Source organism: Mucilaginibacter sp. P19 (assembly GCF_050632265.1).
In the GTDB taxonomy this organism is placed as follows: domain Bacteria; phylum Bacteroidota; class Bacteroidia; order Sphingobacteriales; family Sphingobacteriaceae; genus Mucilaginibacter; species Mucilaginibacter gossypii.
Window position 1 is genome coordinate 5,938,503 of record NZ_CP192586.1, and the last position, 22,353, is coordinate 5,960,855.

Sequence of the window (22,353 nt, forward strand, 5' to 3'; positions counted from 1 at the left end):
TAACGTCTGAGCAAGGGTTAAAATTGTGAATATCAGTTTAATTTTTGATATGTGCGCCACCAAAGGTCCGGTAATTCGCCGGATGTTGCTGTTTTGTAATCGGCATAGCTGCAGGGTACCAAATGAAAACGTTCGTTTGGAGAACCTGCCGACGGGTAGGGCACCTGCATCCACCAGCGGTCGGATTTTTTACTTTTTACAAATATTACTTCCTGGTCGTCGTGGGTTAAGCTAGTTTTATAAATAAGGTATTGGGATTTAGGGTTAAGCGGAAAATCGCGCTTGCGATTGTAAAAACCGTCAATAAAATACCAGATCATTTGCGCCAGCTGCCAGGCGGTTTGCCCGTTACTGTCAAAAGCCGGGTTAAATTCATAAAAACCTATCGAAGTAAGTTTATCATTAAAACCCGCGTAACGGCAGAGCTGGCAGGCTTCTTCGCCATAAAAACCATTTGGCGTGGCATTGGCATTCCCCATGGCATCGGCAGCCCGGATAGCACCGATATCGAAGCTCACCATGCTGGCATTACGGATGGCAGGTTCAGTAACAGCAATATTGCCGCTCAGTTCGCCTAAACGGTGTACATCAAAATAAAGTTTGTCCATTACCCGCAGGCTGTCCTGGCTTACAAAATAGGTTTGGTAGCCAAGGTTGCTGAAGTTGAACAGGTAATTGGGATCATGCAGGAATATTTTGTTGAGATAGGAAGCAGAAGTAGTTTCAATACTTTCGCCGTGATTATCTTCATCCAAATCAAAATGCGAATCGATTACCACCAGGTCAACTTTCTGTTCAAGCTCCTCATAACCCAGGTACTGGGCGTAAGTAAGATCCTGTCCCCCGCCTAAAATAACGGGGATGATGTCTTTTTTGATCAGTTCGCTCACTACCGTTTTAACAGCGAAGTAGGTGTCTGTTACCTTTTCGCCGGCACGGATATTGCCCAGGTCGGCAATTTTTACAGAATAGCCGCCTTCGTTTAACTGGTATAATTTTTCGCGGATGTAATCAGGGCCAAGTGAACAACCGGGGTTGCCAATTGCATTACGATCATCCATAACACCAATAATAGCGATATCAGTTTTCTCTTCCAAATCAGGAAAATCGACAGAATAATGCACAATTTTATCGCCAAGCTGGCTGGTATAATAGCCTTTTTTAGGAGCTATCTTTTTAAGATCAATCGGCGTAAAAAAATCAGCTAATGACATAATTATTTAATGTGCAGATTTCAGATGTGCAAATGTGCAGATTTTTTAGCCTAAAGCTTAAGGCTAAAAGCAGAAAGCTTTTCTTACCATGTTGCTTAAGTTTAAAAAAGAAAGCTTTAGGCCTTAGGCTTTCTGCTTTGAGCTAAAAAATAATCACATTTGCATCATGATCTTAATAACAGGCGCAACTGGTTTTCTCGGGGCCGAACTGGCAAAACTATTGGTTACCACTACCGGGCAGCGAATCCGCTGCACCAAAAGGGCAAGTTCAGTTATCCCAAGATTACTGTTGCCATACCAGGGAAACATCGACTGGGTTGACGCCGATATAATGGATATTTTTGCATTAGCCGATGCTCTTGATGGCGTTACCCAAGTTTACCATTGTGCCGCCTGGGTATCATTAAAGCAGGCGGATAAAAAGCCGATGATCAGTACCAATGTTACCGGGACTGCCAATTTGGTTAACCTTTGCAACGAGCGCGGTATAAGAATGGTACATGTAAGCTCAATTGCTGCCATTGGTGCCGCAAAACCAGGGGAGTTAATTACAGAGAACCACCACCTTGAACAGTCAACAGAAAATGATGGCTATGCCATATCCAAATTAGAGAGTGAGATGGAGGTTTGGCGTGGAATAGCCGAAGGTTTGGACGCTGTTATTGTTAATCCCTCTTTGATAATTGGCGCGAGTGCCGGCACCCAGGGCAGCGGCGCTTTATTCAACACGGTACGTAAGGGGCTCAAATTTTATACTTCGGGCACTATAGGTTTTGTTGATGTAGAAGATGTTGCCAAATTCATGGTAGGCTTAATGAACAGTGATATCACTGCCGAACGTTATATCATCAGTGCCGAAAACCGCGATTATAAAGGTATGGTTACCGAGATAGCAAAAGGTTTCGGCATCAAGCCACCCGCTATTTTTGCTAAACCCTGGATGATGGAACTGGCCTGGCGCGGGGCCGCTTTTGTTTCGGCTATAACCGGTGGTGTTCCGGCTATAGATAAAACATCGGCACAAGCGGCTTCATTAACCCGCGAGTTTGATAATTCAAAAATTAAAAAGGCTATTGGGTTTGAGTTTAAGCCCATCAGTAAAACGATAGGGGAAATTTGTGAGGCGTTAAAATAATAAGAGGTTAAACCGATAACTCTTCTGCTCTGGCAATAAATAAATCATATTCCATTTGCAATCCTAACCAGTAATGGGAACTGATCCCTAAAAACTTTTCAAGCCTTACGGCGAGCTTTGCAGAAATATTTCTTTTGCCCGCAAAAATTTCACTTAAATGGTGCGGCAAAATATGGAGGGCTTTAGCTACATCCTTTTTAAGGATTGCCCTTTCTTCAATTTCTTCCTGCAAAAATTCGCCCGGATGAAATGCTTCTATTTCAATTTCCTTACCATTATGATCTAATACCTGATTATTCATAGTAAGTATAAAGGGCTCCTGGCCCGAGTTTTATGAGTAGTGGTTGTTGATCTCTTCAATGCAAATAATCTCTAACCTGCTGATCTCGTTGTTTTCAATCCGAAATATTAAACGGTAAGATATATTCAATCGTATTGAATACTTTCCTTCATATTTCTTTCCTTTTAGTTTTTCAAAGTGTAAGCTTTTAATCATCCTCAAATCAGCAGTGCTTTTTGCCTGTTTGATTTGATACAGTCGTTTTCTAAAAGCTTTGATCACTTCGTCCGGAAAAGGTGATTTTCCGGCAACTTTATTGTAATTGGCCACTTCGCCCAGAAAGTGATCTTCAATTATTACTTCCATTGCTATGGTTGTTTAAATATAAATGATTTAGGAGATTTCATTTGAGAGGTTTTGAGTATTAACTGAATTGTTAATAATGTCAAATATATCTTAAAGAAACCATATTACCAAAAAAAGGTTATTTTATTTAAACTACAAACTCTCTATACTTCCTCAGCAAATTTTTTCGCACCTTTGCAGCCAAGATGGAACAGTACTTTATTATTGATTTCGATAGCACCTTTACACAGGTTGAGGCCCTTGATGAACTGGCCCGGATCTCTCTAAAAAATCGCCCCGACCGCGAAGATATCTACAAACAGATAGAAGATTTGACCAATGCATCGATGGAAGGTAAACTATCGTTTACCGAAAGTTTAGAGCGCAGGGTAAAATTGCTCAACGCCAATCGCGATCATTTAAAGCAACTGATCAGCCATCTTAAAAAGAAAGTTTCTACCTCTTTTTCGCGGAATACTATCTTCTTTAAAAATCACCAGGACGAGGTTTTGATCGTATCCGGTGGGTTCAAAGAGTTCATTACCCCGGTAGTTACCGAGTATCATATCAAAAAAGAAAATATCTACGCCAACACTTTCGTGTTTGACGAGGAAGGCAATATTATAGGTTACGACCGCGAAAATCCGCTTTCGCAGGAGGGCGGTAAGGTAAAGCTGCTGAAAGAGCTTCAGTTACCGGGCGATATTTATGGTATCGGTGATGGTTATTCTGATTTCCAGTTAAAGGAATCGGGCATGATCAAAAAGTTTTTCGCTTTTACCGAAAACATCGAACGTAAATCAGTAGCCGAAAAGGCCGACCATATTACCCCAAGCTTTGACGAGTTCCTCTATCTGAATAAACTGCCGCGTGCCATCTCCTACCCTAAAAACCGTATTAAATGTTTGGTTGTGGGCAATGTGGATGAGGATGCCTTAGACCAGCTTAAAAAAGAGGGTTACAACATGCGCCACCGCGACGATGTTGAAGAAAAATATCTTGAAGAAGCCGGTGTGTTATTTTGCGCCGAAGAACATCAGCCAAGTGCCGAACAAGTTCAAAATGCAGGCAGGTTAAAGGTGATTGGTATTTTTGGCAAATGTAACCGCAAGCTGGCCGATGCTGCTGCCGAAAACGGGATCATCATTTTTGACGACCCAAGGCATAACCCGCACAGTACTGACTTTTTACCCAAAAGGGTGATGGCTTTCATGAATGAAGGTAAAACACATACCAGTTGCAATTTCCCCGATCTGCAGCCGCCGCGTGTTAACAATGCCCACCGTTTAATTCATATCCATAAAAACGTACCGGGGATACTGGCTAAAATTAACGATGTATTTGCCCGCCATAATATTAACATTGTGGGTGAATTCCTGGTTACCAACCCGCAAATAGGGTATGTAATTACCGACGTTAATACAGGCTATGATACTGAAGTGTTGAACGAGTTAAAAGCGATTGAGCATACCATTAAGTTCAGGCTTTTATATTAATTTTTCGCTTCAATATAAGGCACAACCAATACAGGGATCAATGATTTGTTGACCACCTGCTCGGCAACGTTGCCTAAAAAGAATTTATCGATACCGGTACGGCGGTGAGTGCCTAAAACTATCAGGTCGGCATTAAATTCTTTACCGCATTCAATAATACCCTCGGCTGTTGAACCGTATTGGGTGAAATGAGCTATTTCCAGTCCTTCACCCCATTCTTTTGCCGTCTGATCCAGCAATGCGGCAGAGCGCTCGGTCTGCAATGTTTCTAATTCTGTGCCTGGCAAATTTATATTAGGATCAAATGGCATCCCTCCTAATAAACCGTCCTGGGTATCGGTGGGAACAATGATGGGTTCAACGATGTGTACCAAACCAACTTCGGCACTATAGGTATGGGCTATATCAAAAGCGTAGGCCGCTGCATAACGTGAAAATTCGCTTTCATCAATACCGATGAGTATCTTCCTGATCTTCATAATAATATTTATAAGGCTTGTATCCATTATAACAACCTAATACAGATATGTTTTAGCAGTATACTATTTTATTACCTTTGAAGTATGCATTTCTCTACCGAAATTGAAGACCGGCTAAATCAACTGCAGGAAAAGTACGAAGCTATGGGCCAGGATATGAACTCATACCTTGATGGCCTGCTTTATGCAGATTTTTTAACCTACTGGGATTATATCCACCTGGATACCCTGTTGAGCTTACAAAACCCTAAAACCCCTTTTCCCGACGAGGAGATCTTTATCATTTATCACCAGATAACTGAATTGTATTTTAAGCTGGCCCTGCATGAGTGCAAACAAATTGCCGAAGCAACGCCGCTGACAGCCGAGTTTTTTACAGCGCGGTTAAAAAGGATCAACAGGTATTTTGGTGCCTTAACCCACTCGTTCGAAATCATGGTTGACGGCATGGAAAAAGAGCAGTTCCTGAAATTCAGGATGTCGTTGCTGCCGGCAAGCGGTTTTCAGTCGGGCCAGTACCGGATGATCGAGATCTACGCTACGGATTTTATAAACCTGGTTGCTAAAGATAAACGTGAGGAACTGCAGCATGCAACTATTGAAGCGCAATTTGAATACCTGTACTGGAAGTTTGGCGCTACCGAACTTTCCACCGGTAAAAAGACTTTGACGCTGAAACAGTTCGAAAAAAATATTCAAAAACATTTATTGAACTGGGCAAAGCTGCCGTTAAGCACAATTTTAATACACTGGCAAAAAAGTTTGAAACATCATCAGAACTGACTCCTGAATTGCGTAACGAATTGCGCCAGCTGGATATCAATGTCAATGTAAACTGGCCGCTTTCACATTATAAATCGGCGGTGCGTTACCTTAATCGTGAGCCGGAGGATATTAAGGCAACAGGCGGCACTAACTGGCAAAAGTACCTGCCGCCGCGTTTTCAAAAGCGAATCTTTTACCCCTGGGTATGGAGCGAAGAGGAAAAAGAGAACTGGGGTAAGGCCTGGGTTGATGATGTGCTGAGTAGTAATTGAACCTGGCAATCATATTGTCAAAATGATATTTTTATGTGTGATAATCACCATTTAACTATGCAAATTTTTGGCGCAGGCCATAAAAATGCCTAACTTGCCATTTTCTATAATTTATTAATTTTTAATGCCATGACCGAGACATTGGACATCAAGATCAGCAGGACAACTGCTTCCCGTTTGCAGCAAACGGACTTTGACAACTTACCTTTTGGAAAAACTTTTTCTGACCACATGTTTGTGGCCGATTACGCGGACGGTGAATGGAAAGATCTCTCGGTCATTCCCTACGGCGAAATTGGTCTAAGCCCTGCAATTTCAGCACTTCATTACGGACAAGCGTTTTTTGAAGGACTGAAAGCCTATAAACATGCTGATGGAAAAATTACCGTTTTCCGCCCGGATAAAAATGCTATCCGTTTCAACAAATCGGCCGAGCGCCTTTGCATGCCAACCCTGCCCGAAGAGATCTTTTTGCAAAGTATAGCTACTCTGGTTGACCTTGACCGCGACTGGGTACCTTCAAAGCCAAACCATGCTTTGTATATCCGTCCGTTCATGTTCGCTACTGATCCGTACCTGGGGGTAACACCGTCTTCAACTTATAAATACATGGTATTGATTGGCCCCGTTGGCCCGTACTTTTCAAAACCATTGCGTGTTAAAATTGAAACACACTATACCCGCGCTGCCGAAGGCGGTATGGGTTATGCCAAAGCTGCCGGTAACTACGGAAGCTCCATGCTGCCGGCCCGCAAAGCAACTGAAGAAGGTTTTGATCAACTGATTTGGACTGATGCCAAAGAGCATAAGTTTATTGAAGAAATGGGCGCTGCTAACGCGATGTTCCTGCTGGATGGTAAACTGATCACAGCCGAAGCAAAAGATACGATATTAGATGGTGTAACCCGCGATACCGTTATAGCTTTAGCCAAAGAGTGGGGTATCACTGTTGAAGAACGCAAAGTTTCTGTAGCCGAGATTGTTGAAGGTGCTAAAAATGGCAAACTTACCGATGCCTTTGGTGCCGGTACTGCCGCAACTATAGCTCCTGTAGCTTCAATCAGCTACGAAGGCCAGGAGTATTTCCTGAGCGATCCGAAAACACGTGAGTTTTCGAACAAAGTATTTGATACACTGGATGCCATTAAATATGGTAATGTTCCGGATACGCATAACTGGAATTACCTGGTTAGCGAATAATTATCAGTTAACATAAAACACAAAACGCCCCGGAAAATCCGGGGCGTTTTACATTTACAAATCTCTATGTCATTGCGAGCGCAGCGTGGCAATCGCACGTAAGCAAGTCCGCTCTGTATAGCATGCGATTGCCACGCTGCGCTCGCAATGACATGATTTTAGTGATATTCTTAAAAACTACACCCCGAAGCCGGCGTAATCCCTTCTCTATCCATTGTTAACGACGGTTTGCCTTTTTTGAAAGTCACTATCCAGATACTGTCGAAATCACTATCGGGCCATTCCAGGTCTTTAACTTTCATGCCTAAAGCTTTCAGTAAAGGTTTAATTTGATTATGTTCCCATACAATAAGGATGGTGCCTTTTTTTGAGGTAAGCTCTTTAGCGACGCCGTTATCATCCTCTTCTTCAAAATTACTGTTGACGGAGAGATTATATTTTGCAGCAAACGGCGAGATGGTTTGGAACATGCGCACCCTCGCGGTTGATTTACCCTGGTGCATTGCCGGCACATAAATATGATCGGGCAAACCGAATTTGGCTTTTAAAACCTCGGGTAGTTTAAGCGAGCGGTTAAACCCGGCGCATGAAAGGTTATCACCAATATCGGGCTTTTCGGCATGACAGAATGAATACCAGTTTCAGGTTTTTGCCCTGGCCGCAGGCGATCAGGCTTGCCCAACCGACTAATAAAAAAATAAAAATGATCTTTTTAGCATGTCGGTTATTTTTTAGCGTGTTATTCTACTGAAACTGTTAAGCCCTCCTGCTGGAGGATCTTCCGGTAGATCTCCATTTCGGTAAAAGAGCCTTCCAGTACGGCGCATTTGCCTTCGTTATGTACTTTCCATGCTATCTTTTCGGCTTGGGGTTCAGAGTAATCCAGGTATTTCATCATGCAGTGGATCACGTGGTCAAAAGTGTTAAAATCATCGTTCCAGAGTATTAAACGATGCATCTCTTTAAGTCCTGCAAGTAACTCTTCGAGGGTAAATGTTTCTTCCTGTACTTCAGTTGGCATACGTAACTACAAATTTACTCAAAAACAATAATAAAAAAGTTAAAATCGTGTTCCATGGTCTTAAAAATCATGTTACACAAAACCCCTAAAAAATTTCACATGAAAAAAGCATCCCCGGCTTTTGTTTTAGCATTAACTGCACAACTTTTGGCATCTCATCATTCATCGGCCCAAAGTACTCAAAACAGCTTACAGGGCCCGCCCGCTAATATTAACATTGATGGCGATCTGAAAGAATGGGGCGACAGCCTGCGTTATTACAACGAAGAGAAGAAGCTGAACTACGCGCTGGCCAATGATAAGGATTACCTGTATGCCGCTATCCGCATTAGCGACAGGCTTGATAAGATGAAAGTGTTAAATGCAGGGATTACACTGAGCATTGATCCTAAAGGGAAAAAGAAAGATAGTTTTATGCTTACTTTTCAGTTGGCAGCCCCGGATGAAAAGCCGGAGTTTGCCAAGCCAAAAGATGATAACGGCGAAATTACCCAAGCCGACCGTGACGAGCTGATGCGCGAGCGGATAACCAAACTGCGATATATTAAAGTTGTTGGATTTAAGGATATTGATGGCGATATGATCACCACATCAAATACCTACGGCATTAAAACAGCGATAAATTACGATGCCAATGGCGATTTGGTTTATGAAGCGGCCATACCCTTAAGTTTTTTCCACGCCGGTAATGATGCTTTTAAAAATGAGTGGGCTTTTAATTTTAAGATCAACGGTTTCCAGCGACCGGCAGGCACAGGTGGGGGCGAGCAAGACGGTGGCAGCTTTGGCGGCGGCGGTGGTCGCGGCGGACGAGGTGGAATGGGCGGAGGCGGCATGGGTGGCAGCCGTGGCGGAAGAGGAGGTCGCGGTGGTATGGGAGGCGCTATGGGCCGCGGTGCGGCGGGCGGTGCAGGCGAAATATCAAAATCTGTTGATTTTTGGGAGAAGTATTATTTGAGCAGTAAATAAGTTTGCTCGCCAAAAATAAAGTCCGAAAGAGATAAACATTAGCATTGCTTAAATCTTTCGGACTTTCTGACTGCGGACTTAATATCATTCCACCTTATACCTATAAACCTGCCTTCCTAAATTACCATCGACATCAATGCCTTCAATAACAATACGGTAAGTGCCCTTTGTATCTGCATTAAAATATTCAAACGTTGCTTTGCCGTCCTTATCTGTAAAAAGACCAGGTTGCCAATATATAGCGTTTCTCAGATCTGTGCCTTCTGTTTCATTAGCTGTGTGCCGGTATTTGGGCGAATAAAATACGCGGGATTTTGAAAATCCTTTAAATGGATAAGTTATGAGGCCGGAGGGAGATTCGCTGGTTACAAAATTGTTATTCCCGCGTTTGGTGGTGATCACCAGGGCACCAGCCCCCACGCTTGAGCCGTAAATCGCTATGCTTGCGCCACTACGCAATACTTCAATACTATAAATATCATTGGCGTTAACGTTATTTAGGGCATAGCCGTTTAAGATATTCCCATCAACAATAACAGACATCTTTCCGCCGCCCCTCGTATTTCGTGGACTACCATCTTTATCATAATAAACACCAAAAACGCGCCCAATGAGGCAGTCAGACAAACGAATGCATCCACTACCAATTTTATCACCCATAATTACCTGGTCAGCATTGCCAGGTCCGTTCAGGTTCTTGGAATAGCTCATGTCCGGTTTTTTGTTAATTCTTTTAGCCGTGATATTTACCTGTTTAAGTACGGTGGTATCTGTGCCTGCTTTGCGTTTGGTAGTTATTACAATGATGGGGGCGGATGCTCTGGGGTCAATGGGTGCGATTATATGAATGCTTTCAATCTCACTGGCTAATAGGCTGCTTAAGATATCAGGTGTGTAACTTATACCATCCACTAATATCCCCTTGGTGGTATCTTGAATAGCTTGAACAGGAGACGCTGCTGGTTTGCGGATATAAGCTGATTTTTGGCCAAAGTAAAGTGGTTCAGTCCAAAACAATGCGTCTCCTAACGAACTGAAGTTTTTATTTCTTAACTTACTCATGTCAAGTTTTCTGTCCTGTATTGTGCCATATCTGTTTAATTCCGCCAAGCTTTTATTTTTTTCACCTTTTATTTTTACCTCCTTAAGCTGCACCCCGTTTTTAAGAGAATCTATCTGTCGTTTTTTCCTGATTTCGGTAGCATTCATTCGCAGAATTACGATTTGCTCCGGTGATAGATCAAGCAAATCGTTATTATCACCCGCGTGCTTAGACTTATTTATTACAGGATAGTCAGGCTGTTTTACATAAATGGATACGTTTTTCCCGTTGTTTTGCTTGCGTGCCCTGAGCACTATTTTTGAAGTGTCGGAAAGATCAAGGTTGCTGAATTTAAAATCACCGTTGGCATCTGTTACGGTATCAATAAATAAATTATCAGCAGTTGATGTGAGGCTTATTTTTCCATTAGATAAAAGCCCTCCTGATGATGATTTCAATGTTCCGGTTAATGTAAGTGCATCTTCGGGCTTGTAAATAACAGCAGGCAGTTTTTCATCTAAAATATTTGCCCAATCAAACCTCCGGTACCCCTGGGTAAGCATTAATATATCAAGATCGGCATTTTTTTTATCGTCGATGTTTGTGAAATAATAATTAGGCTTTTCAATAAAGCCCTTTATATCTGAAGTAAATAACAGATTGTTAATTATTGTAGGCTCTGCGTCTTCTTTAAAGCTAACCCTGCTTTCATTAATTACCGCTACCGAAAATGAGCCTACAACAGCCTTGTTATCGATATCTACAGCTTTAATATCGATAGACATTTTTTGTCGGCCCCGGGCTTTGTCGCCGGCACCACTTATAGCCAGTTTGAGGTTGTCATTACCGCGGATAAAAACTACACGTTCATTTATTGGACTATGATCCGGCCCTAATAAAGCAAGTTGCAATATGCCGGATGGAAACCTATTCTTCTCTACTTTAATTAAAAACGATTGCTCTGATAATTTAAAGGCAGTAGTATAATAAACCTTGCCCGCTACCTGGCCAATCAAATAAAACGTCGAATCACGTTGTTGTGCAAATGTTGGCGCTCCCGGGGTGATCTTTATCCTGAGTGAGTCGGCCATGCTGTTATTGACAGTTAAAACAAGTCCATCATCTTTGGCCAAGGGGAGGTCAGTACTAAATTTGGTGCCGCTTTTATCAGTAATCTGTACTTTATAGTTTTTACCTTTTTGCGGTGTAAGTGCAAACACCCCCATCCCTAAATGCTGTGTGCTAAATTCAGTTACAACGGTTCCCGTATTATCTGTTATGATACCACTTACATCTTCGCCAAGGCCAGCGGCATTTAACACCTTTATGGCTACTTTTGAACGAAGGCCATTAATGAGAAATCCGCCTTCCGGAAAGAATTGAACGTCGGGTTGCGATATTAAATGCTGCTGTGCGGCTTGCCCGGTCAAAATTTCGATCCCTCCAATTTGCAAAGATTGATCATAAAAATAGTCCGTACCTGCGTTTCGCATCCAGTTTGTATACGCCCTAACATGGTAAGTTCCGTCAATGATTGAATTGCCTAATGCGAATTCGCCCCGTGTTGTGCCCGAAGCCAGTTTGAATATTTTACGATTTATTACAGAATCTTTGGGGTTTATAAGTTCCACATACAAAACACTACTTAATGCAGATAGTTGATGTTGCGGGCCGATAACTGTATAGGCTTTAAACCAAATAGTATCACCCGGCAAATAATTAGGTTTATTCAAGTGTAAATAAACTTTTTCAGTTGGATAGGCTGACGACCACTTATTAAGCGAATTAACAGCCTTGTTTAAAAGCAGAGTATTAGTTTGTGCTGTACATGCAAGTCTGTATAATAAAAAAATAGCAAAAAGGGTTATGCGAAAAGGTTTCATAAGGTTTAAGTGTTATTATTCTAATATATTAGTTAATATTAGACTTACACAATATAAATAGATTAATTACACCCTCATTCTATTTTTATTATTCCACCTTATATCTATAAACCTGCCTTCCTAAATTGCCATCGGCATCAATACCTTCAATTATTACACGATATGTACCTTTAGCATCGGCGTTAAAAAAGCTCATAGATGTATTGCCATTCTTATCAGTTAATAAGCCTGGTGCCCAGTAAATGGTGCTGCGAAGGTCCTGCATTTGGGCATTGGTTTTAGGATCATCATATTTAGGCGAATAAAATTCGCGCGCTTTATAATATCCCTTAGGAGCATAGGTGACAATACCCGGCGCGTATTTATTGTAAACACTTTCACCGCCGCGCTTGGTTGTAATAACCAAAAGGCCGCCAGCTCCCCTTGAGCCATAAATTGCAGTGTTGCCAATGCTGCGTAAAACTTCAATAGTGGCAATATCATTTACATTTAAGTTATCCAGGAAATCGCTTCCTACATAGGTTCCATCAAGTACAATTTGCATGGGAGTTCCCGGGCTGCGGGTTGAATAAGGCGTGCCGTTACGAAAAATCACACCGGTTAATCTGCCTTGTAAAATCTGGGATAGCATTCCACCCCCGTACATCAGATTTTTGCTGGTAAGTGTTTGATCTGCATTGCCGGGTCCATTAAGGTTAGAAGAGTTTTTAAATGGGTTTTCCCGCTTTTCGCGGATCACTACTTCCTTTAATACGATAGTGTGGTTCCCAATACCGTATTTTACCTGCTCGTCATAAAGCTTTTTACTGTTCAACAGATAGGCCGATGCGCCATCGTTGATGTTGACCTGGATATCGGGTGCGTTTTTATTTGGCCCAACGGGTTGCGGGGTGACATTGTCAAGCGTGATGTCGAGATTTTTGCGGTCTTTAGCAGTGCGCGCCTGGATCACAAACTTGATACTATCCCTAAAAACAAGGTCTTTAAAAGTAAACTTACCTTCGGCATCAGCCACGGTATCAATAATAAAAGTTCCTCCCGATGTTGAAAAAAGGGTAACCTTGCCATTAGGTACAGGCTTGCCACCAAAAGTTTTGAGGTGCCCGGTTACTTCCAGAGATTTTTCGGGCTTGAAGACTATTGGGGTAAATTTATCAGCAAGCAGTTGTTTCCATTCAAAGCGATGGTAGCCCTGGGTAAGCATCAGTGCATCAAGGTTGTCCTTGGTTTCGTTACTTACATTAGTAAAGTAATAGTTCGGTTTTTCAATATACCCTTTCAGATCGGAGGTGAGCAGCAGTGTTGAAAATATAGAACTTTCATTTGTTTCATCAGTAGTAACTTTTGATTCATCAATAACCGATGCCGAAAAACTACCCACAACGGGTTTATCCTCACTGTTTTTAGCGTTGAGATTAATAGTAACTTTTTCGCGGGGTTTATAGTTCTGTTTTTCGGAACTAACGGCAAGCTTAAGCTGATCTGAGTTTTGAACAAAGATGAGGCGCTCGTTCAAAGGCTCACCGGTTGCCGAAAACAGCGTGAACTGTATAATGCCCGATGGGAATTTATTTTTAGGGATGGCAGCCGAAAAGGATGTTGCCCCATCCTTACTTTTGCCCGCATAACAAAGCTCGCCGCCAGATTGCGCTATCAGCGTTAAACCCGATAATGAAGCTGTGCCGTTACCGGTGCTTTTACCGGGAACGATGGATACAAACACCTTATCGTCGCGCATGCTGTTGACACTTAATACATAGCCATTATCAACTGCTTTGGGCAAATCGAAAACACCTTCAGAGCCATCAGCATAAGTGATGTGCGCTTTATAGTTTTTACCACTTTCAGGCTCAAAGGTAATAGTACCCATGCCAAAATGACTCTCGCCCAATGGCGCAACCTGGTTGTTTTGATCGTCGGCAATAAAGCCTTTAATATCAACCCCTAACCCGTCGGCACCAACAGCTTTAAAAGCTACTTTTTCAAAAACACCATTAATTAAATTTCCGCTCTCCGGAAAAAACTGAACATCGACCTTGTTTGATAGCGTTTTTATAAGTACGGCTTTGGCTATAGTATGCTTTTCATCCAATTTAACCTCGGTATTGATATGGCCGGATGTTATTGAAACTGCCTGACCCGTTGTGAAGCTGACTGTGAGGTTCCCTTTATCATCAGTTACACCTTTCCCCCGGGCGATTGATTTCCCGTTTATTTCAACTTCATAGCTTACTGGTTTATTAACATAGGCTATACCGTTGAGGTCTGTGTATGTAGTAATAGCAGTTACTTTTTGTTTGTCGTTTAAGGTGCTGTAGGCATAGGCGGTTTTGGTGAAAACCTTGTTACTGATTCCGTTTACCACAGTGATGGTTTTATTGAAGAAATAGGCCTCTCCTTCGTTTCGCATCCAGTTGGTATAAGCGCGAATGCGGTAATTTCCTTCAGTCATACTATCGGCCAAAGCAAAATCGCCCGCGGCCAGGCCAGCTGTTAACGGCAGTTTAAGGCTGCGTTTTACCGAATCGTTATCATCAATAAGGTCAACATTCAGGGTTTCGCTATAAGCCGAAAGCTTATGCTCACTGCCTATAGTAACATAGGCTTTAAACCAGATATCCTCGCCAATTGCATAATAGGGCTTATCAAAGTGCAGGTAAACTTTTTCCTGCGGATGATCGGTACGCCATTTATCAAGCTGGGCAATGATTTTTGTTACCAGTTCATCATCGGGTTTTATAAAAGCTAAGGTAGCACCGGCAATTAAGGTGATCAGGATTCCAACTGATAGGCGTTTTAGGTTCATAGAAAGATAAATCTTGAACTACCAAGATACGCAAAAAAAGTACCAAGTCGTATTAAGTCTGAAGTTCGAAGTCTTTAGTCGAAAATCTGACTTTATTTTCTATACTGAATACTTAAGACTACCAACTTGAGACACTCAACTTAATACTTGTTGCTTAAGCCTACCACTTATTCTTCCACATCATGCTTTCAACAGGGCGTGTAGTAGGGTTGTTGTATTTGGCGTTGGCTTTACTGTTGTACAGTGTTTCAATCTCGCCCTCAACTACAAAATAAATAAGCTGACCAATGGGCATGCCGGCGTAAATGCGCACAGGCTGGGCACATGAAATTTCAAGTGTCCAGGTATTGCAGAAACCAACATCACCTTTACCCGCTGTTGCGTGAATATCGATACCTAAACGCCCTGTGCTTGATTTGCCCTCTAAAAACGGAACATGCCGGTGTGTTTCGGTGTACTCCATTGTTACGCCCAGGTAAAGGGTATTGGGCTGAAGCACAAAGCCATCCTTCGGAATTTCAAAGCCATCTATCTCATTATGAACTTTGGCATCAAGCACCCGGCTACGGTAAGTAGCTAAATATTTGCCCAAATGAACGTCGTACGAGTTAGTGCCCAGGTATTCGCGGTTAAATGGTTCAATAATAATATGGCCTTGTTCAATTTCTTCGAGGATGCGCTTATCAGATAGTATCATACAGGCAGGTTATTGCTGGCGCTAAATTATGAAAATTAGCCTAATCGGCGCCGGCTTTTATAAACAATATTGGCCGGCAAAATGCGTTCAGATAGCGCAGAAACAACTCCTAAACCTGATATGGTTCAGCCGATTACGAATATGTAGCTGCGCTGATATTATTTAATTTTTTTGACATATGTTTGCAACCTATTTTGCAATTTTACTTTTATGGCGATAGCATACAGGCAGCGTATTGATGATGACACCGAGTTTGCACTCTGGCGTATCGAGGAGGAGGCTACAGACCTGTACAGCCAGTTACAGCTTGATCAGCAGGAAAAGGATTTTGTAGAAAGCCTGAGCAATGGCAAGCGCCACCTGCACTGGCTGGGTACCCGCGTGCTGCTGCGTAAAATGCTCCGTACCGATGAGTATATTGACTGTAAAGTTGATGAGCATGGCAAGCCTTACCTGGTAAACCTCCCTTACCATATCTCCTTAAGTCATTCGTTTGATTATGCCGCTGTGATGATCAGCAAAACATATAAGGTTGGGATTGATATTGAGCAGATTAAGCAAAAAGTTGAGCGCATTGCCAACAAGTTTATGCGTAAGGAAGAGTTGAAATTTATAAATGGCCCGCAAAAAATTGAACAACTATATGTTTGCTGGTGCGCCAAGGAGGCTGTTTATAAATGTAACGGGCAAAAAGAGGTTTCATTTGCCGATAACATTTTTTGGAGCCTTTCCAGTTTGAGCATCATGGCGTGGTAAATGCGCAATTAAATAAAAAAGATACCACCATTGATTATACAGTAGGCTATCTGCAATATGAAGATTATATGATAGGCTACGTAAAGGGCGAATGATGAAAAACAAGAAAGTATTTTTTCAGGATTGGGGCCTGGTTGATTACCAGCAGGCCTGGGATAAACAGGAAACCCTTTTTAGTGAAACGGTTAAAACTAAAATAGACAACCGTAATCGTGAAACGGCTTACGAAGCAGCTGCTAAAAACGCAGGGACTGCTGTAGCCTACGATACTATCGAAGCCGACGAAACTTTTAATTACCTGGTTTTTTGCGAGCACTCGCACGTGTATACCCTTGGTAAAAGCGGCAAGCCCGAGCATCTATTGTTAGATGAGGCAGGCTTGAAAGAAAAACAGGCTGTTTATTATCCGATAAACAGGGGCGGTGATATTACCTATCATGGGCCGGGGCAAATTGTATCATACCCGATACTCGACCTTGATAATTTTTTTACTGATATACACCTGTACCTGCGTACGCTGGAAGAAGCAGTGATCCTTACCCTCGCCGATTTTGGCTTGCAGGCCGGTCGTTATGAAGGTTATACCGGCGTATGGTTTGATGCCGATAATGACAAAGCCCGTAAAATATGCGCCATGGGCGTACGCTGCAGTCGCTGGGTTACTATGCACGGCCTCGCGCTTAATGTAAATACCGATCTGAGCTATTTTAAAAACATAGTGCCCTGCGGTATTGACGATAAGGCTGTTACCTCCATGCAGCAGGAACTTGGGCATGAGGTTGATATTAATGAAGTAAAAAAATCCTTATACATCATATTTCCGTACTTTTTGGTATGGAGATATTATAATGAAGGGAATAATTTTCAGTTTACTCACAGCAATTACATTATCGGCCTGTGCAGGCAAAAACACGCCGGCGCCGGTTAGTTATAATCCCCCGTCAAAACCAGTTACCGTGATAAAGGATACCCTAACATACCTTGCCCTCGGCGATTCATATACCATAGGCCAGTCTGTGCCCCCTGAACAGGCATTTCCTAATCAACTGGCTAACCAGTTACAAGGCCTCAAAGTAAATACGCCGACTATCATAGCCCGTACCGGCTGGACAACCGATCAACTCATTGAAGCTATTGATCAAAGCAGCATCAAAAGCAATACTTATGATGTAGTCACGCTGCTGATAGGTGTAAATGATCAATACGATGGCTTAAGCCAGGAAAATTACCGCGTTAAGTTTGAGCAGGTTTTAAATACGGCCGTTAAATTTGCTGACGGTATCAGCGAGCATGTGTTTGTGCTGTCTATCCCCGATTATGGCGTTACTCCTTTTGCTCAAGGGCAGGATGCCGTTATCGGCCCTGAGATAGATCAGTTCAATGATATTAACCGTAAAATAAGTGCTAATGCAAAGGTTAATTATGTTGAAATTACCGGCATTTCTAAGTTGGCGGCGAATGATCTTACCTTACTGGCGACCGATGGTTTGCATCCATCCGGTAAAATGTATGGAATGTGGGTTGATAAACTGAAGGCGGCGGTAGGGGCTGTTTTTGCTAAAAAATAAGATTTGCTTTTCGACGACAATTGTCGTAAATTTATTGACAATTTACAGTGAATGTCATGAGTGCTCCAAAACCCTATAAATTTCTTGATGATGACGAGGTTAATTTAACCTTTATGGTAAGGGAAGGAATCTCATTCCCCTATCTTACCAAATTATCAAAACATATTCATTTTAATATTGATGACTGGGCTTCGTACCTTCATCTTTCCGAGCGTACAATTCAACGTTATAAAAAGGAAAACAAAACCTTTGATCCCATATATTCTGAAAAGATAATTATGATTGAATTACTCTATAAAAAGGGTATTGAGGTTTTTGGCGATGAAAATAAGTTTTACGCCTGGATGGATTATAAAAGCATCCCCCTGGGCGGAGTAAAGCCTAAAGAACTTTTGGATACAGCCTTTGGAATCAATATGATCCGCGATGAATTGGGGCGTATTGAACATGGCATACTTGCATGATCGTTTATCGTTTAAGTAAGCAGGCTTACATTCATGACTTGAGCGGCAGGGGGCTGAACTAAACGGCGGTCGTTGGAACAGTAAAGGAACTGCTGTAGTTTATACCTCTTCGTCACGCGCATTGGCTGTACTCGAAGTTGCGGTACATACACCGCTTGGATTTATGCCTTCTGATTATTTTATGGCGACGATTGAGCTGCCTGATAATGCAGATGTTTTTAAGCCCGGCGTTGATCAGTTACCCGAAAAGTGGAATAGCAACCCCTTGATCAAAACAACACAGCAAATTGGTGACGGCTTTGTAAAAGCCAACAAATATTTAGCGCTCCAGGTACCATCGGCCACTATTGCGGGCGATTTTAACTACCTGCTCAACCCTTTACACCCCGATTTTAAAGCCGTAAAAATTATTAATACCGAATTTTTTGAATTTGATTCAAGACTGTTTAATAAGTAAGCAATTAACACTCGGGCAAACTAATCGGGATGTTGATTGCCAATCCGCCATCACTTGTTTCCTTGTATTTCGAGTTCATGTCGAGCGCGGTTTGCCACATGGTTTTTACCACGGCATCAAGGCTTACCTTAGCTTTTTCAGGATTGCTTTGCAGCGCTAATTGTGATGCTGTTATTGCCTTAATGGCCCCCATGGTATTACGTTCAATGCAAGGGACCTGTACCAGCCCGCCGATAGGATCGCAGGTGAGACCGAGGTGATGTTCCATGGCTATTTCGGCAGCCATGAGTACCTGGCGTTGGGTACCGCCCATACATTCGGTCAAAGCAGCCGCGGCCATAGCCGATGATACGCCTATTTCGGCCTGGCAGCCGCCCATAGCTGCCGATATGGTAGCTCCTTTTTTAAAGATACTTCCGATCTCGCTGGCAGTAAATAAAAAGTTGATGATCTTTTGCTCGGTATTGCCATCGCAAAAAGCAATATAATATTGGAGCACTGCCGGGATAACACCCGCAGCGCCGTTTGTTGGCGCGGTTACCACACGGCCAAATGAAGCGTTCTCCTCATTAACGGCTAATGCAAAACAGCTTACCCAATCTAAAGTATTTTTAAAGCTGTCGCCGGTATTCCTGATGGCCGCAACCCATTCATCATAGTTATTGTATTTATTATCGCCGATGAGTTTTGCATTTAATTTTGCGGCACGCCTTGCAACGTTTAATCCGCCGGGCAACTGACCGGTGGTATGACATCCCCGGTAAATACACTCTTTTAATGCCTTGAAGATATTCAACGCTCCGGTACGGGTTTCCTGTTCGCTGCGCCAGGCCAGCTCGTTTTCGGCCACCACTTCCGAAATCCGAAGACCTGTTTTGATACACCAGTGCAGCAGATCGGCTGCGGTATCAATCGGGAAGGGAAGGTCAACCTCTGCTTTTGATTGCCCTGAAGCACCTTCCTTCACCACAAAACCACCTCCTATCGAGTAGTATGTTTCAGAAATTGCCTTTCCGGTACTTAAAAATGCCTGGAAAGTTACCGCGTTTGGATGATAAGGTAAGCTTTCGTTAAAAAGGAACAGCAGGTCATCCTCAGCATAAAAACTTAATGGTAAAATACCACCGATGATCAGTTGATGCGACCTTTTGATCTGCTCAATTTTAGGTGTTACCTGGTCCACCTCGAAAGTAACCGGGTCATCGCCGCTTAAACCTAATAATATAGCTATATCCGTACCGTGCCCATGACCTGTTTTGGCTAATGAGCCATATAATAAGATCTTAACCTGCTGCACCATCGGCAGTACCCCCTGTTGTTCAAGCGACTGCACAAACTGCTGAGCGGCGCGCCAAGGGCCAAGCGTATGCGAGCTCGACGGGCCTATGCCTATCTTAAACATATCAAAAACCGAAATCTGTTCTCTTTGCATCAAGTCAAAATTAAGGATAAATTATAATTACAGGTTCCATAATAAATACGTTCTCTTTAATTTTTATTTAAAAAAATTTATATTTTGCAATAAGTTATATAAACGAAAACCTCAACTTAAACACTTAAAATGGAAAATTACCCTTCGCCCGGATTGGGCAGCATTCCCACTGTAGCCATCGTAATTTATTTGGCTATACTTATTTTAACAGCAGCAGGAGCCTGGAAAGTATTTGTGAAAGCCGGCAAACCCGGTTGGGCCGTCCTGATACCCATTTATAACTACATTGTTCTTTGTGAAATAGTAGGTAAACCTATCTGGTGGTTCCTTTTAATGATTTGCCCTTGTATTAATTTTATATTTGTAATATGGGTGGCTAATTTGGTAAGTAAAAGTTTTGGCAAAAGCGAAGGTTTTACCGTTGGCCTTATATTATTACACCCTATTTTTGTCATGATTTTGGGTTTTGGAGATGCCGTATATTTAGGCCCATCAGCCAAAGAAGCCAATATGAACAATCGTTTTGGCTCCGGCGATTACCAAAAACCTTTTGATCCGCAAGCATAATTATTATGCATTGTTATAATTTATTTTGCAGCCATTTGATATTCATTCAATGGCTGCAAAATCATTTAATACCCTGTCCTTTTAAGAAATTCACCGGCTATGATTGTCCGGGTTGCGGCTTTCAGCGTTCCGTTATTGCCTTATTGAAAGGTCATATGCATGATAGCTTACAGTTATACCCTGCTACCATTCCCCTGATCGTTACTTTTGTTTTTGTATTGCTTGATGGCCGGTTAAAATTTGATAAAAAGCACATCGCAAAAAAACGCTTTACCTGATAACCGGGAACATCATACTGATCGCGTACTTATATAAATTATATAATCTTTAAAAAAGCCCGGTTTAAACGCCCATACGCGCAACCACGTGGCTGTAATCTTTAATTACAGTTAACAAAAAGTCATACTCATTCATTCCCTGCGGAATATCCGCATGAATATATTCCTTAACACGCACAGCCATGTCATATACTATTTGGCTGTTACCTGTACTTTTAAAATTACTTATTACTTCATGTATCAACGTAATGTCTGAATCTCTTAAATCAGCTACGTTACTAAATGTGGGTTCGTATTCATCATCCTGGTAAGCAAAAACCAGGTCGCCTAATTGGGCTTTGGGTGTGGTTTTTATGACCGTTGTGCCGGCAACTATATCGCCAATGCGTTGTTTTTTTCGGATACTGCTACAGATATCAGCGCCCCTATCCCAAACGTAATCCCAAAGTCAACAAGCCTGAACACCCAGCGAAGCAAAAACTGCCCAAATGATGGCCGTGAACCATTGATGCTTACTACCTTGATTTTTACCGCGTATTTGCCAATAGTTTGGCCGTTAAAAAATACTTCGGCAACGAGATCGTAAAAAACAGCTGCAAGCGAATATATTATAGCTATTACTATTAATACTGCAGGAATGCTATCGCCTTTAAAGTTTTGTATTGTTGTTAAAAAAAGAAGATAATTATAAAGTAACAAATATATCCTATTCCCATAAAAACGCCCATATCAACAATACGCGCCAAAACGCGTTCGCCTAAACCTGCTACTTCATAATCAATTTCAATATTTTGTGAAGTGTGTATCTTTACTGTTTGCATGCAATAAATATAATTAACAATTTAATTCTTTATATCTCAACATCAAATATTGTTATTATTTTAACAAAAAATTACTGAGCCTTTCACATGCGTGAGCCATTATTTATAAAACAGAACTCGGCCAAATGGAAAAGTTATGAAACTGAGCCTGCAAAAGACCCTGATGAACTTGCCGAACGTTTCATAATCGTTACCGACGATCTGGCCTATTCAAAAACATTTTACCCAAAGTCAAAAACCACTTTGTATTTGAATGGGTTAGCAGCAGGCTTCCATCAATCTATTTATAAAAACAAGAAGGAAAAAGCTAACCGGTTTGTGTTTTTTGGAAAACGGAATTACCGTTGCTATTTAAACAGTATCAAAGGCAAATATTGTATTCGTTTATTTTTTTCATAACCTTTTT

24 protein-coding genes and 2 pseudogenes are annotated in these 22,353 nt (G+C 42.0%); 13 read left to right on the top strand and 13 right to left on the bottom strand.

Annotated features, from left to right (window positions below; translation table 11 throughout):
* Positions 1–32: 32 nt before the first annotated feature.
* Positions 33–1,214 (bottom strand): formimidoylglutamase, encoded by a 1,182-nt coding sequence (locus ACQ86K_RS29165; protein ID WP_431199232.1) that lies wholly within the window; start codon positions 1,212–1,214, stop codon positions 33–35.
* A gap of 166 nt (positions 1,215–1,380) precedes the next feature.
* Between ACQ86K_RS29165 and ACQ86K_RS29170 the strand changes: the two genes are divergently transcribed.
* A complete protein-coding gene (locus ACQ86K_RS29170; RefSeq protein WP_431199233.1) occupies positions 1,381–2,349 on the top strand; it encodes an NAD-dependent epimerase/dehydratase family protein in 969 nt (322 codons plus the stop codon).
* Between the two features lie 7 nt (positions 2,350–2,356).
* Here ACQ86K_RS29170 and ACQ86K_RS29175 read toward each other — a convergent pair whose 3' ends face one another.
* Positions 2,357–2,650 carry a HigA family addiction module antitoxin gene (locus ACQ86K_RS29175; protein WP_188834316.1) on the bottom strand — a complete coding sequence of 98 codons (294 nt, stop codon included), beginning with the start codon at positions 2,648–2,650 and terminating at the stop codon, positions 2,357–2,359.
* Positions 2,651–2,680: 30 nt separating this feature from the next.
* Positions 2,681–2,995: a type II toxin-antitoxin system RelE/ParE family toxin gene (locus tag ACQ86K_RS29180; protein ID WP_431199234.1), complete on the bottom strand. Its 315-nt coding sequence runs from the start codon at positions 2,993–2,995 to the stop codon at positions 2,681–2,683.
* Between the two features lie 185 nt (positions 2,996–3,180).
* On the opposite strand from ACQ86K_RS29180, the gene ACQ86K_RS29185 reads away from it, so the two are divergent.
* The gene (locus ACQ86K_RS29185; protein ID WP_431199235.1) at positions 3,181–4,470 is read left to right on the top strand and encodes an HAD-IB family phosphatase; all 1,290 of its coding nucleotides are present in this window, start codon (positions 3,181–3,183) and stop codon (positions 4,468–4,470) included.
* On the opposite strand, the gene ACQ86K_RS29190 is transcribed toward ACQ86K_RS29185, so the two are convergent.
* Positions 4,467–4,949, bottom strand: a complete 483-nt coding sequence (locus tag ACQ86K_RS29190; RefSeq protein ID WP_176844445.1) for a universal stress protein — start codon at positions 4,947–4,949, stop codon at positions 4,467–4,469. The genes ACQ86K_RS29185 and ACQ86K_RS29190 overlap by 4 nt on opposite strands.
* A gap of 84 nt (positions 4,950–5,033) precedes the next feature.
* Here ACQ86K_RS29190 and ACQ86K_RS29195 point away from each other — a divergent pair.
* Together ACQ86K_RS29195 and ACQ86K_RS29200 are read left to right on the top strand one after the other, a co-directional pair.
* Positions 5,034–5,986: pseudogene (locus ACQ86K_RS29195) on the top strand (tryptophan 2,3-dioxygenase family protein).
* 129 nt (positions 5,987–6,115) lie between these two features.
* Positions 6,116–7,186 (top strand): branched-chain amino acid aminotransferase, encoded by a 1,071-nt coding sequence (locus ACQ86K_RS29200; protein WP_431199236.1) that lies wholly within the window; start codon positions 6,116–6,118, stop codon positions 7,184–7,186.
* 170 nt (positions 7,187–7,356) lie between these two features.
* On the opposite strand, the gene ACQ86K_RS29205 is transcribed toward ACQ86K_RS29200, so the two are convergent.
* Together ACQ86K_RS29205 and ACQ86K_RS29210 are read right to left on the bottom strand one after the other, a co-directional pair.
* Complete coding sequence (locus ACQ86K_RS29205; protein ID WP_431199237.1) at positions 7,357–7,716, bottom strand: hypothetical protein; 360 nt, start codon at positions 7,714–7,716, stop codon at positions 7,357–7,359.
* Positions 7,717–7,925: 209 nt separating this feature from the next.
* Complete coding sequence (locus tag ACQ86K_RS29210) at positions 7,926–8,207, bottom strand: ATP-dependent Clp protease adaptor ClpS (protein WP_090530789.1); 282 nt, start codon at positions 8,205–8,207, stop codon at positions 7,926–7,928.
* Between the two features lie 99 nt (positions 8,208–8,306).
* Between ACQ86K_RS29210 and ACQ86K_RS29215 the strand changes: the two genes are divergently transcribed.
* On the top strand, positions 8,307–9,176 hold the full coding sequence (locus ACQ86K_RS29215) for a hypothetical protein (protein ID WP_431199238.1): 870 nt from the start codon (positions 8,307–8,309) through the stop codon (positions 9,174–9,176).
* Positions 9,177–9,260: 84 nt separating this feature from the next.
* Here ACQ86K_RS29215 and ACQ86K_RS29220 read toward each other — a convergent pair whose 3' ends face one another.
* The 3 genes from ACQ86K_RS29220 to dcd all read right to left on the bottom strand — a co-directional run bounded on the left by ACQ86K_RS29220 (position 9,261) and on the right by dcd (position 15,604).
* Positions 9,261–11,951: a hypothetical protein gene (locus tag ACQ86K_RS29220; protein WP_431199239.1), complete on the bottom strand. Its 2,691-nt coding sequence runs from the start codon at positions 11,949–11,951 to the stop codon at positions 9,261–9,263.
* A gap of 238 nt (positions 11,952–12,189) precedes the next feature.
* Positions 12,190–14,907, bottom strand: a complete 2,718-nt coding sequence (locus tag ACQ86K_RS29225; protein ID WP_091167413.1) for a TonB-dependent receptor plug domain-containing protein — start codon at positions 14,905–14,907, stop codon at positions 12,190–12,192.
* 160 nt (positions 14,908–15,067) lie between these two features.
* Positions 15,068–15,604, bottom strand: coding sequence for a dCTP deaminase (dcd, locus tag ACQ86K_RS29230; protein ID WP_090530796.1), 537 nt, complete (start codon positions 15,602–15,604; stop codon positions 15,068–15,070).
* Between the two features lie 210 nt (positions 15,605–15,814).
* Between dcd and ACQ86K_RS29235 the strand changes: the two genes are divergently transcribed.
* From ACQ86K_RS29235 to ACQ86K_RS29255, 5 genes and pseudogenes are all read left to right on the top strand, one after another.
* The gene (locus ACQ86K_RS29235; protein WP_431199240.1) at positions 15,815–16,360 is read left to right on the top strand and encodes a 4'-phosphopantetheinyl transferase family protein; all 546 of its coding nucleotides are present in this window, start codon (positions 15,815–15,817) and stop codon (positions 16,358–16,360) included.
* 94 nt (positions 16,361–16,454) lie between these two features.
* Positions 16,455–17,288: a lipoyl(octanoyl) transferase LipB gene (lipB, locus tag ACQ86K_RS29240; RefSeq protein WP_431200957.1), complete on the top strand. Its 834-nt coding sequence runs from the start codon at positions 16,455–16,457 to the stop codon at positions 17,286–17,288.
* Between the two features lie 28 nt (positions 17,289–17,316).
* Complete coding sequence (locus ACQ86K_RS29245; RefSeq protein WP_431199241.1) at positions 17,317–17,928, top strand: SGNH/GDSL hydrolase family protein; 612 nt, start codon at positions 17,317–17,319, stop codon at positions 17,926–17,928.
* Between the two features lie 56 nt (positions 17,929–17,984).
* The gene (gene parS / locus ACQ86K_RS29250; RefSeq protein WP_129567972.1) at positions 17,985–18,392 is read left to right on the top strand and encodes a type II RES/Xre toxin-antitoxin system antitoxin; all 408 of its coding nucleotides are present in this window, start codon (positions 17,985–17,987) and stop codon (positions 18,390–18,392) included.
* Positions 18,393–18,498: 106 nt separating this feature from the next.
* A pseudogene (locus tag ACQ86K_RS29255) lies at positions 18,499–18,849 on the top strand (RES family NAD+ phosphorylase); the annotation flags it as partial.
* Positions 18,850–18,853: 4 nt separating this feature from the next.
* Here ACQ86K_RS29255 and ACQ86K_RS29260 read toward each other — a convergent pair.
* Positions 18,854–20,281: an L-serine ammonia-lyase gene (locus ACQ86K_RS29260; protein WP_431199242.1), complete on the bottom strand. Its 1,428-nt coding sequence runs from the start codon at positions 20,279–20,281 to the stop codon at positions 18,854–18,856.
* A 129-nt stretch (positions 20,282–20,410) separates the two neighbouring features.
* Here ACQ86K_RS29260 and ACQ86K_RS29265 point away from each other — a divergent pair, with 129 nt between their 5' ends.
* Both ACQ86K_RS29265 and ACQ86K_RS29270 read left to right on the top strand, forming a co-directional pair.
* The gene (locus ACQ86K_RS29265; protein WP_112657120.1) at positions 20,411–20,848 is read left to right on the top strand and encodes a DUF5684 domain-containing protein; all 438 of its coding nucleotides are present in this window, start codon (positions 20,411–20,413) and stop codon (positions 20,846–20,848) included.
* Positions 20,849–20,883: 35 nt separating this feature from the next.
* Positions 20,884–21,126: a DUF2752 domain-containing protein gene (locus tag ACQ86K_RS29270; RefSeq protein ID WP_431199243.1), complete on the top strand. Its 243-nt coding sequence runs from the start codon at positions 20,884–20,886 to the stop codon at positions 21,124–21,126.
* A 64-nt stretch (positions 21,127–21,190) separates the two neighbouring features.
* Here the strand turns inward: ACQ86K_RS29270 and ACQ86K_RS29275 are convergent, their stop codons facing one another.
* From ACQ86K_RS29275 to ACQ86K_RS29285, 3 genes are all read right to left on the bottom strand, one after another.
* Entirely contained in the window at positions 21,191–21,370 is a 180-nt protein-coding gene (locus ACQ86K_RS29275; RefSeq protein ID WP_431199244.1) for a hypothetical protein, read from the bottom strand.
* A 128-nt stretch (positions 21,371–21,498) separates the two neighbouring features.
* On the bottom strand, positions 21,499–21,825 hold the full coding sequence (locus ACQ86K_RS29280) for an RDD family protein (RefSeq protein ID WP_431199245.1): 327 nt from the start codon (positions 21,823–21,825) through the stop codon (positions 21,499–21,501).
* The gene (locus ACQ86K_RS29285) at positions 21,795–21,947 is read right to left on the bottom strand and encodes a hypothetical protein (protein ID WP_431199246.1); all 153 of its coding nucleotides are present in this window, start codon (positions 21,945–21,947) and stop codon (positions 21,795–21,797) included. Before ACQ86K_RS29285 ends, ACQ86K_RS29280 begins: the two co-directional genes overlap by 31 nt.
* A gap of 87 nt (positions 21,948–22,034) precedes the next feature.
* On the opposite strand from ACQ86K_RS29285, the gene ACQ86K_RS29290 reads away from it, so the two are divergent.
* Positions 22,035–22,346: a hypothetical protein gene (locus ACQ86K_RS29290; protein WP_431199247.1), complete on the top strand. Its 312-nt coding sequence runs from the start codon at positions 22,035–22,037 to the stop codon at positions 22,344–22,346.
* The last annotated feature ends 7 nt before the right edge of the window (positions 22,347–22,353 follow it).